This is a genomic window from Aquitalea sp. FJL05 (genome assembly GCF_003852595.1).
In the GTDB taxonomy this organism is placed as follows: Bacteria; Pseudomonadota; Gammaproteobacteria; order Burkholderiales; family Chromobacteriaceae; genus Aquitalea; species Aquitalea aquatilis.
On sequence record NZ_QAJS01000015.1, the window covers coordinates 176,853 to 187,684 of the forward strand.

The 10,832-nt window shown below is 59.1% G+C and carries 9 protein-coding genes; 2 read left to right on the top strand and 7 right to left on the bottom strand.

The features are described from left to right. Nucleotides 1-63: 63 nt before the first annotated feature. From aroB to DBR44_RS13685, 7 genes are all read right to left on the bottom strand, one after another. The gene (gene aroB, locus DBR44_RS13655) at nucleotides 64-1,167 is read right to left on the bottom strand and encodes a 3-dehydroquinate synthase (protein ID WP_124644584.1); all 1,104 of its coding nucleotides are present in this window, start codon (nucleotides 1,165-1,167) and stop codon (nucleotides 64-66) included. 3 nt (nucleotides 1,168-1,170) lie between these two features. Then, nucleotides 1,171-1,713, bottom strand: coding sequence for a shikimate kinase AroK (gene aroK / locus DBR44_RS13660; RefSeq protein ID WP_137008683.1), 543 nt, complete (start codon nucleotides 1,711-1,713; stop codon nucleotides 1,171-1,173). 66 nt (nucleotides 1,714-1,779) lie between these two features. Further along, nucleotides 1,780-3,900, bottom strand: coding sequence for a type IV pilus secretin PilQ (gene pilQ, locus DBR44_RS13665; RefSeq protein WP_124644586.1), 2,121 nt, complete (start codon nucleotides 3,898-3,900; stop codon nucleotides 1,780-1,782). After that, nucleotides 3,900-4,424 (bottom strand): pilus assembly protein PilP, encoded by a 525-nt coding sequence (locus DBR44_RS13670; RefSeq protein ID WP_124644587.1) that lies wholly within the window; start codon nucleotides 4,422-4,424, stop codon nucleotides 3,900-3,902. Before DBR44_RS13670 ends, pilQ begins: the two co-directional genes overlap by 1 nt. A gap of 7 nt (nucleotides 4,425-4,431) precedes the next feature. Then, the gene (locus DBR44_RS13675) at nucleotides 4,432-5,052 is read right to left on the bottom strand and encodes a type 4a pilus biogenesis protein PilO (RefSeq protein ID WP_124644588.1); all 621 of its coding nucleotides are present in this window, start codon (nucleotides 5,050-5,052) and stop codon (nucleotides 4,432-4,434) included. Next, the gene (locus DBR44_RS13680) at nucleotides 5,049-5,642 is read right to left on the bottom strand and encodes a PilN domain-containing protein (protein WP_124644589.1); all 594 of its coding nucleotides are present in this window, start codon (nucleotides 5,640-5,642) and stop codon (nucleotides 5,049-5,051) included. Before DBR44_RS13680 ends, DBR44_RS13675 begins: the two co-directional genes overlap by 4 nt. Then, complete coding sequence (locus DBR44_RS13685; protein ID WP_233578557.1) at nucleotides 5,642-6,679, bottom strand: pilus assembly protein PilM; 1,038 nt, start codon at nucleotides 6,677-6,679, stop codon at nucleotides 5,642-5,644. Before DBR44_RS13685 ends, DBR44_RS13680 begins: the two co-directional genes overlap by 1 nt. A 311-nt stretch (nucleotides 6,680-6,990) precedes the next feature. Here DBR44_RS13685 and DBR44_RS13690 point away from each other — a divergent pair, with 311 nt between their 5' ends. Both DBR44_RS13690 and DBR44_RS13695 read left to right on the top strand, forming a co-directional pair. Continuing rightward, nucleotides 6,991-9,246: a penicillin-binding protein 1A gene (locus DBR44_RS13690; protein ID WP_233578558.1), complete on the top strand. Its 2,256-nt coding sequence runs from the start codon at nucleotides 6,991-6,993 to the stop codon at nucleotides 9,244-9,246. 325 nt (nucleotides 9,247-9,571) lie between these two features. Then, a complete protein-coding gene (locus DBR44_RS13695) occupies nucleotides 9,572-10,825 on the top strand; it encodes an MdtA/MuxA family multidrug efflux RND transporter periplasmic adaptor subunit (RefSeq protein ID WP_124644592.1) in 1,254 nt (417 codons plus the stop codon). Nucleotides 10,826-10,832: the final 7 nt, after the last annotated feature.

Consider the following 10,832-nt stretch of genomic DNA (forward strand, 5'->3'; position numbering starts at 1 on the left):
CCGCAATCCGTAGAACTCCTTAATGGCGTAAAGGTTTTAACGTTTGCGGGCTGGGAGGGGCTTTTACTGGAGCGCCAGAGTCGGGTCGATATGCGGGCTGCTGAACAGCTTGTCGAGCAATGCGGGTGTCAGACCGGGCTGGATGATGGCTTGTCCCAGTTGCTGGAGCAGGACAAAACGGATGACTCCGCTCTCCACCTTTTTGTCGTGGCCCATGTGGCGTAGCCATTCTGCTGCGCCAAAGTCCGGGCTGCGTATTGGCAGACCAGCGGCGGCGATCAGCGCTTGCACGCGTGCTACATCTTTCTCCTCCAGCCAGCCCATGGCCTGCGAGGCTGCAGCTGCCAGCACCATGCCGGCACCTACCGCTTCGCCATGCAGCCATTTGCCGTAGCCCAGGCCGGCTTCGATGGCGTGGCCGAAGGTGTGGCCCAGGTTGAGCAGGGCACGTACGCCCTGTTCCTTTTCATCCTGGCCGACAATGTCTGCCTTCATTTCGCAGGAACGGCGCACTGCATATTGCAGTGCTGCCGGGTCACGTGCGCGCAGCTTGTCCATATTGGCTTCCAGCCAGCCGAGGAAGTCGATATCGCCCAGAAGGCCGTATTTGATGATTTCGGCGATACCTGCAGACAGTTCACGTTCTGGCAGGGTGGCGAGCAGGTCCATGTCGGCGACAACCAACTGGGGTTGGTAGAACGCACCGATCATGTTCTTGCCCAGTGGATGGTTGATGGCGGTTTTGCCACCCACCGAGGAATCGACTTGTGCCAGTAAGGTGGTGGGAATCTGGATGAAGGGTGCACCGCGCTGATAGCAGGCAGCGGCAAAGCCGGTCATGTCGCCGATCACGCCGCCACCCAGGGCAATCAGCGTGGTCTTGCGTTCGGCATTGGCAGCCAGCAGTGCGTCGAAAATCAGATTCAGCGTTTGCCAGTTCTTGTGCTCTTCACCGTCCGGCAACACGACCGAAATGGTGCGTACTCCATGCTTTTCCAACTGCTGGGTCAGGCGCTGCAGATAGAGCGGAGCGACGACATCATTGGTGATGATGGCCACCTGCGGAATGCGCAGGTGGGGCAGGATCAGCTCGACCTGATCGAGCAGTCCGTGGCCAATGTGAATGGGGTAGCGGGTGTCCGGCAAGGTCAGGTCGAGCGTGATCATGTGTCAGGTCTTGGCTGGGATAGTATGCAACTGATCGAGCAGGCGGCTGACCAGCAGGTTGACGTTTTGCTGCGAGGTATCGACTACGATGTCGGCGACCTCGCGATACAGCGGATCGCGCTGCTCCAGCAGGCTTTGCAGCTTGGAGCGGGGGTCAGCAATCTGCAGCAGGGGGCGGTTTTTGTCGTGCATGGTGCGGGCCAAGAGGTCGTCGATGGATGCCCGCAAATAGATCACCACGCCGTGACGGGACAGTTCGGCACGGTTTTCCGGCCGCAGCACTGCGCCCCCACCGGTGGCCAGGACGATATTGTCCATTCTGACCAGGTCGGCAATGACTGAGCTTTCCCGGTCGCGAAAGCGCAGTTCGCCTTCGATATCGAATATGGTGGCAACGCGAACGCCGGTGCGCGCCTCGATTTCATGATCCGAGTCGTAGAAGGTTTTGCCGGTCTTGCGCGCCAGGGCTCTGCCAACGGTGGTCTTGCCGGCGCCCATCAGCCCGACAAGAAAAAAATTGCCTGCCATGTTCTCCATGGCAGGCATTGTAGCTGATGCAGGCTGGGTCTGTCTGCGCGGGCAGGCGACAAAATCGCTTGCCCCGGTTCGTTCTCAGCGGTTTTGCAGATTCAGGTCTTCCACCACGCGCGGGGTGATGAAAACCAGCAGTTCCGTGCGATTGTTCTTCTCCACCCTGCTGCGGAACAGCGCGCCAAGGAAGGGGATATCACCCAAGAGCGGGACCTTGTTGGTGGTGTTATCCAGCGTTTGCTGGTAAATGCCACCGATGACCACCGTGCCACCGTTTTCCACCATCACCTGAGTTTTGACGACCTTGGTATCGATGGCTGGGGTGCTGTTGACGATAAGGGTGCTGCTGACCGTGTCCTTGTTGATCTGGATTTCCATCAGTACGCGGTTGTCCGGGGTGATCTGCGGTGTCACTTTCAGGCTGAGGTTGGCCTTTTTGAACGATACCGAGGTGGCACCGCTGGAGCTGGCTTCCTGGTAAGGAATTTCCGTGCCCTGTTCGATACTGGCTTCCACCCGATCGGCTGTCATGATGCGCGGGTTGGCCAGGACCTTGCCCTTGTCGCCGGTTTCCATCGCGTCCAGTTCCAGCCCGATGGCAGCCCGCGAGCCCGCTCCAAATACGGCGCCAATCGAGTTGTAAGTGCCGGACAAGCCCAGGTTGACCCCGGAGTTGAGCGGAATGGTCCCTGTGGTGCTTCCGGTGCCGATATTGTGGCTGGTGATGGCATCAGCAACGGTGCCGCCCAGGCTGAAACCGGATCCGGCTCTGGCAACACTGAGCTTGACCCCGAGGCTCTTGCTCCAGTCATCGGTGGCTTCGACGATGCGCGCTTCGATCAGCACTTGTTTGACCGGGATATCGGTCTTGGTGACCAGATCGCGGATCTTGTCGATCACGCTTTGCGTGTCGTTGATGATCAGTGTGTTGGTTTTCGGATCGATCAGCGCACTACCGCGCGATGAAAGCAGCCCGTTAGCGGCGGTATTATTGGCTCCGCTGGTGGTGCTGCTGCCGTCCAGAATCTTCTTGAAGTCTTCCGCCGAGCGATAACGCAACACGAAGGTTTCCGAGCGTACCGGCTCCAGCGCGGTCAGCTGCTGCTTGCCTTCCAGCACCTGTTTGTCGCGGGCCAGCAATTCTTCACGCGGGGCGATGTTGATGATATTGCCATTGCGGCGCTGGTCCAGGCCCTTGGTTTGCAAAATCAGGTCCAGTGCCTGGTCCCATGGCACATCTTTCAGGCGCAGGGTGATATTGCCGCTGACCGAGTCGCTGGTGACGATGTTCAGGCCGGTAAATTCGGCAATCACCTGCAGTACGGTGCGCACTTCGATGTTCTGGAAGTTGAGCGACAGTTTGTCGCCCTTGTATTGCGGCTTGCTGTTCAGTTCGGTCTTGCTGGCGCTTTCCACCACGGCCTTGCGCACTTCCACCACCAGCTTGCGTTCGGTCTGGTAAGAAGAGAATTCCCAGTCGCCTTGCGGCTGGATCAGTATCCGGCTGTTGCGGCCCTGATTGCTGGCGATCACCTTGTCCACCGGGGTGCCAAAATCGCTGACATCCATGCGCTTTTCCAATGCGCGTGGCAGGCTGGCGCCCATCACGTCCAGCACCAGGTTTTTACCGTCACGGCGCACATCCACCGGGGTATTGTCGGCGGGAAGAATGATTTCCACCCGGCCTTCGCCAGCCTTGCCACGGCGGAAGTCCAGCCCCAGCGGCGTGGTGGCCACGGCAGCTTGCGCACTGGCTTCACTGGCCGCCGTGCTGCTACGGGTGGGCTGTTCCTGCGAGGTGGCGCTTTGCTGTACCGGGGCCATATTGTTGCTGATGCGGACCAGCAGTTTGTTACCTGACAGTGTGGTGCTGTAGGCCACATTGTGGGCCAGGTTCAGTACCAGCCGCGAACGGCCATTGGCCTCTACGGCCACGGCAGACTTGATGATGGGGTTGCCCAGGTCGACGAAGTTCTTCGGCAGCTTGACCTGGGTGTCGGCAAAGTCGAAGGCAACCCGTGCCGGGTTGGCGATGGCGAAGCTGTTGGGCTTGATGGCAGGTCCGTCGAAGGTGACTTGCAGCAACTGGCTGTCGCCATCGGTCTGGGCAACGTCGATCGCAGTGATGGATGCGGCGTGGGCGACGGAAAATGCGATGGACAGACCCAGCCCGGATAACAGTTTGATTGAATGGTTTTTCATTATTTCTGCCCTTGTTCATCCAGGTACATGCTGGTTTCGCGTTGTACCCATTCTCCGTTCAGATCTTCCACAGTCTCGGAAAGCACGAGTTCGGTATCGCTGATGCGCTTGATCTGGCCAAAGCTGGGGCCGATGAAATTGCCTGGCTGCACGCGGTAAATGCTGCTTTCCGGCGTGCGAATCAGGGCATAGGTCATGCCATTGCGTTTGAGCAGGCCAACCATCTTCAGCTTGTCCAGATCATAGTTTTCCAGCAGCTCACGTGGCCGCTTGAAATCCGGCGCATTGGCCGAATTCTGCCGCTTGGCCATTTGCAGCTTGATGGGGTTGAATGGATCGGGCAGGTCAAAAGCGCTATAGGCAAAGGGCTGGTAGGCCTGCGCCTGGGGCAGCGGGTCGATCTGTCCACGCAGCCCCTGGCTGGCCTGCTGCATCCAGGCGCGCAAGTCATCGGTGTTGCCAGAGCCGCAGGCACTGAGCAGCAGTGGGCACAACAGGGCGGCGAGAGTTGATTTCAGCGTCATTTCACTCTCACTTCTTCGGCGGCTGGGCCGCTGCGATACGCTCTTCCGGCTCGAGCGCGCGATAGGTTTTGGCGGTGGCTTCCATCGTCATGCGCGCCGCGTCCTTGCCCTGACCCGGGGTCAGGCCGATATCGCCGATGGTGACGATGCGCGATAGCTGGGCGACATCGCTGACGAAGGCGGCCAGTTCGGAATAGTTGCCCGTCAGTTTGATGGCAATAGGCACTTCCGCCATTTCTGCCGTCTTGACCTCGCCGTTGGGACGGAACAACTCGAACTGCAGGCCACGCCCAATGCCGGCCTGGTTGATCTCGGTCAGCAATGCGTCCATGTCCGCCTTGGTGGGCAGTTGCTTGAGCAGTGCGCCAAACGACAGCTGGATTTCTTTCAGCTGCTGTTGCAGGGCTTCCAGGTTGATGGCCTGGCGTTTCTTGTCGATGAAAGTCTGCTTGAGTTGTTCTTCCTGCTGATGGGCGTTGTTCAGCTTGTCCATCTGGTCGCTCAGCACAAAGAGATAACCCAGAAACAGAAAGACCCCGGCCATGAAGGTGAGCACGACCAGCTGTGCCGGTAGCGGCCAGTTGGGCATTTCCTTGGGGTCGAGATTACGAAACTCGTCTAGGGTCATGGCTTGGCTCCCTGCGGTGCCACCTGGCTGGCCGGCGCACTGGCGACCACTGGCAGTTTCAGCGTGCTGGTAAGGCTGAACTCGCTGACCCGCTGGTTGTTGACCACGGCGGACTTCACTTCGATCAGTTGCGGTTCGCTGAATATCTGTGATTGCGCCAGGGTGCGCATATAGTTGGATACCCGGGCTCCGGACAGTCCATAGCCGGAGAAGGAAAAGGTATTGCCGGTCTGTTTGAAGCTCTTCAGATAGATGCCATCCGGGGTCTGGCGCAGCAGCTGGTCGAATACATGGACTGCGTCATTGCGTCCTTGCTGCAGTCTTTCCACCAGTTGTTTGCGCGCGAGCAGGTCATCGCGCTGCTTTTTCAGCATGCCGATATCCTTGATCTGCTGGTTCAGCTTGGTGATTTCAGCCTGCAGGAACTGGTTGCGTTCTTCTTGGCGTGACTGGCGCGAGTCCAGCACAAAATAGCTGATGCCGATGACCAGCAGGGCGGCCGCGACAGCACCGCCAAGCAGCAATTGGAAGCGCAGCCGGTGGGCGGCTTTTTTCTGCTCGCGGTGCGGCAGGAGGTTGATGCGTATCATCAGTCGAACCTCCGCATGGCCAGACCGCAGGCAATCAGCAGTGCCGGTGCATCCAGCAGCAGTTCTTTCAGGCGAATCGAGCTGGATTGCACCATGGAGGTAAAGGGGTTGGCGATCATGGTGCTGATCTGGGTGCGCGAAGCCACGGCATCATCCAGCCCCGGCAACATGCTGCAACCGCCACCCAGCAGGATGTAGTCCACGCGCAGATATTGCGACACGCTGACGGTGGTGTAAAAGAATTGCAGCGCGCGCTGGATTTCCTGTGCCAGCGAATCGACGAAAGGATGCATCAGTTCAGATTCGTAGCCGTCCGGCATCGCCATGCTGCGTTTGCCGTTTTCGGCCTCGTCAAAGCTGATGCCATAACGGCGTTGAATATCGCGGGTCAGCTGCTGACCACCGAATACCTGTTCGCGGTAATAGATTTGCTGGCCGTTACGGATGACGTTGCAATGAATTTTGGTGGCGCCGATATCGAACAGGGCGAAAGTCTGATTCATGCCGTGATCGGGCAATTGCTGCTGGATCTGCTCGAAAGCGGTCATCATGGCAAATGATTCGACATCGACCAGTTGGGCGCGCAGGCCAGCCATTTCCACCACGGCCACGCGTTCTTCCACTTTTTCCTTGCGGGCGGCACACAGCAGCACTTCCAGGTCATCCAGGCTGCTGCTGGAGGGGCCAAGCACCTGATAATCCAGATTCACCTCTTCCAGCGGGAAGGGAATGATCTGGTTGGCTTCCGATTCGATCATGCCTTCCATGTCTTCGGACTGGCTGACCGGTACCAGCAACTTTTTGTAAATCGCCATCGAGGTGGGGATGGCGATGGCGACATTCTTGATCGGGCTGCCCAGACGCTTCCAGGCCTTGCGCACCGCGTCGGAAATACCTTCGATATCGACCAGATTGCCTTCGGACACCGCGTCCTTGGGCAGGGCCTCAATGATGTAACGCTCAATCTGATAATTCTTGCCGGATCTGGAAAGCTCGACTAGCTTGATGGACGTGGTGCTGATATCAAGACCGAGCAAGGGAACGCTCTTGGACTTCCCCAATCCAAGCTGATCCAGCCAATCTGTCCCGAACCGTAATTTGTCGGATAGCATCAGTTAAGGCCCCGAATAGGTCTAGTGCGACAGTTTTTGCACCGTCGCGGTCAATGTTTGTCTTGCTTATTCCCACAAGACGTTATAATCCGCTTTCTTCCGAAAGCCTATTTGTAATTATGTTCAAACGACTTCTTGCGATTTTGGCCGGTCTTGTTATTGGTGGGGCCGTTCTGGCAGCCGGTGCGGCAGCCATTGCGATCATCATAACCTACCCGCGTTTGCCAAGTCTTGATGTGCTGACGGATTACCGTCCAAAAATTCCACTGCGCGTCTACTCGGCAGATGGCCAGTTGCTGGGTGAGTTTGGCGAGGAACGTCGCTCCTTTGCCCGCATCCATGAAGTGCCGCAACTGATGAAGCAGGCCCTGCTGGCGGCTGAGGACGAGCGATTCTATCAGCATAGCGGGATCGACTACATGGGGGTTCTGCGCGCTGCCGTCGGCAATCTGGTGTCCGGTCATGCCCGTTCCGGTGCCAGTACCATCACCATGCAGGTGGCCAAGAACTTCTTCCTGTCCAGTGAAAAGACTTTCACGCGCAAGTTTAATGAAGCCTTGCTCGCTTTCAAAATAGAACACACCTTGTCCAAGGATCAGATTCTCGAGTTGTATTTCAACCAGATCTATCTTGGGCAGCGCGCTTACGGTTTTTCCGCTGCGGCGCAGGCTTATTTCGGCAAGCCCATCACCAACTTGAGCGTGGCCGAGATGGCCATGTTGGCCGGCCTGCCCAAGGCTCCGTCGGCCTACAACCCCATCGTCAATCCTGACCGTGCCCGCTTGCGCCAGCAGTATGTGCTGCGGCGCATGCGCGAGCTGAATTTCATTACTCAGGATCAGTATGACGCTGCCGTAAAAGAGCCTCTGCAGCTGGCCAGCGCCACGGTGGACAGCAACCAGCCTGCCCTGTATGTGGCGGAGATGGTGCGTCAGGCCATGTACGAACGCTATAAGGATGCGGCCTACACCGAGGGCTACAAGGTGTACACCACGCTGGACAGCCATCACCAGCAATGGGCTTATGACGCGCTGCGTGCCGGCCTGCTCGACTTCGATCGCAAGCAGGGCTATCGCGCACCGGAAAGCTATATCGATCTGGCCTCGGCGGAAGGGGAAGACCAGACCGAAGTACTGGATGATGCACTGTCTGAAATTCGCGACAGCGGCGACATGCAGGCGGCAATCGTCTTGTCGGCCAGCTCGACCGAAGTGCGCGCCTATATGCGCGGCGGCAAGGTGGCCGTCATCAAGGGCGCCGGGCTGGAGTTTGCCCGTCGTGCACTGAGTCCCAAGCTGGCAGCCGACAAGCAGATCCGTCGCGGTGCGGTCATCCGGGTGCGTGCCCATGATAAGGGTTACTGGGAAATCGTGCAGATGCCGGATGTGGAGGGGGCATTTGTCTCGATGGACCCGCGTAGCGGTGCCATCAAGTCGCTGGTGGGTGGCTTCGACTTCAACCGTCGCAGCTTCAATCACGTGACCCAGGCCTGGCGTCAGCCCGGCTCCACCTTCAAGCCCTTTATCTATTCCTCCGGGGTAGAGCGTGGCATTACGCCGTCCACCCTGTTCAACGATGCGCCGCTGACCGTGCCAGGAGCCCCGGGTTCGCCCAGCTGGGAGCCGAAGAACGATGATGGCAAGTTCGCCGGTCTGATCAGCATGCGTCGTGCGCTGACCCAGTCGAAGAACCTGGTGTCGGTGCGGCTGCTGATGGCGGTGGGGACGGATTACGCCCAGCAATATATCCAGCGTTTCGGTTTCTCGCCCAAGCAGCATCCAGCCTATCTGACCATGGCGCTGGGCGCCGGTGCGGCAACACCGTTGCAGATGGCCGAGGGTTATTCGGTGTTCTCCAATGGCGGCTACCGTATCAAGGCTTTCTTTATTGATCGCATTGAAGACCAGTCAGGTCATGTGCTGGCCAAGACCCAGCCGGCGGTGGCCGGACAGAACGCCACGCAGGCCATTGACCCGCGTAATGCCTTCATCATGACCTCCATGCTGAAGGATGTGGTGCGCTATGGTACGGCGGCCAAGGCCATGAGCCTGGGGCGCATGGATCTGGCCGGCAAGACCGGTACCACCAGTGACTGGAAAGATGCCTGGTTTGTCGGCTTCAATCCGAATCTGGTGGCGGCCACCTGGGTGGGCTACGACCAGCCGCGCTCCTTGGGCCGCTACGGCTATGGCGGTACGGCGGCCTTGCCGGTATGGATGAACTACATGGCCAATGCGCTCAAGGGTGTGCCCGAGGTGGAGCTGCCAGTGCCGACCAGCATTGTGGTGAAACCGGGTGCCGGCCAGCGCGGTGGCGATGAGTACTACTATGAAGAGTTCCAGAAAACCAATCCGGAGCTGAAGATCGACAATCACGGCACGGTGCCTGGCAGCAATGCCTCGGATGCTGCGGTAGATGATGCGACCGCCAAGGATCCGAATGCTCCGGCAGCCAAGGATGCAGTGGAGAACGTCAAGGAGCTGCTGTTCTAGACGGCAGCTACGGCTCGCAAATTCTGCAACGCGCCTTATTTTGATCTCGATACCGCCCTGCCATGCAGGGCGGTTTTTTTTGCGACGGCAGGGCAGCCATGTCTTGCCTGCATGGCGGCGAGCCTTCATCACGCGGCGGAGCCGCCAGCCGGCTTATGCTGGCGTGGTGGCTTCACGCCGATTAACATCTATAAACATGTTGGCTATAGGCAGTGTCATGTCCATTGCCTATCATCGCTGCTTGTTTCAGGGTGGGCCTGCCGCCCTGTTTGCCACTGCTGACCGTTCCCCGCTTGATGCCGGGAGCGCATCCCGGAAATCCATCATGTCCGATACCGCTGCCAAGTCCACACATACCGTGCGCAATGTTTCCCTGCTTTTGCTGGTGTTGGCGGCTGGCGGGTGGTGGTGGAACAGCCATCGCACGGCCGCTGCAGATGCCGCCGGTGCGCAGCGCAAAGGGGGTGGGCCGGTGGCTGTGGGGGTGGCCATGGTGAGCCGGCAGGATGCGCCGCTGCAGCTGAGCGCGCTGGGCACGGTGACCTCGCCCAATACCGTTACCGTGCACAGCCGGGTGGATGGCCAACTGATGGCGCTGCATTTTGACGAGGGGCAGCCGGTCCAGAAGGGGCAGTTGCTGGCCGAGCTGGACCCGCGCCCCTATCAGGCGGCGGTGACCCAGGCCGAAGGCCAGCTATTGCGGGATCAGGCCCTGCTGCAAAACGCTCAGCTCGATCTGGCACGCTACCAGCAGCTACTGGCCCAAAATTCCATTGCCAAACAGCAGGTTGATACCCAGCAAGCCCTGGTGCGCCAGTACCAGGGTACGGTGAAGCTGGATCAGGGCGCGGTGGCCAATGCCCGCCTGCAGCTGGATTACAGCCGGGTGACTGCTCCGGTAGCCGGCCGCGCCGGTCTGCGCCAGGTCGATCCGGGCAATATCGTGCACGCCAGCGATACCAATGGCGTGGTGGTGATTACCCAAACCCAGCCCATCAATGTGGTGTTTGCCATTCCGGAGGTCAGCCTCAGCCAGGTGCTGGCGGCGGCGCGCGCGGCCAAGGGCAAATTGCAGGTGGAAGCCTGGGACCGCGACAACAGACACAAGCTGGCCGATGGCGAGCTGCTGGCTATCGACAATCAACTGAGCACCAGTACCGGCACGGTCAATCTCAAGGCACGCTTCGCCAATAGCGATGAGGCGCTGTTTCCCAATCAGTTTGTTAACGTTCATTTACAGTTGGGCGTGCAAGCTGGCGCCACGCTGCTGCCGAGTGTGGCCTTGCAGCTGGGCAAGGTGGGCAGCTATGTCTATGCCGTCAATCCGGATCAGACCGTCAGCATCAGCAAGGTGAAGCTGGGGGCGGTGTCTGGCGACAACACCATTATCGAAGAAGGGGTGAAGCCAGGGCAGAAAGTGGTGGTGGACGGGCTGGACAAGCTGCGTGACGGTGCCCAGGTCAAAGTGATCGACCGCGCGGCGCAACTGTCCGCTGGTGGCGAGGGGGCAGGCAAGGGCAAACACCGCCAGCAGGATGCCAGTGGCGGCAAACACCAATCCGCCAGCGCTGCCAACTAAACCCGGG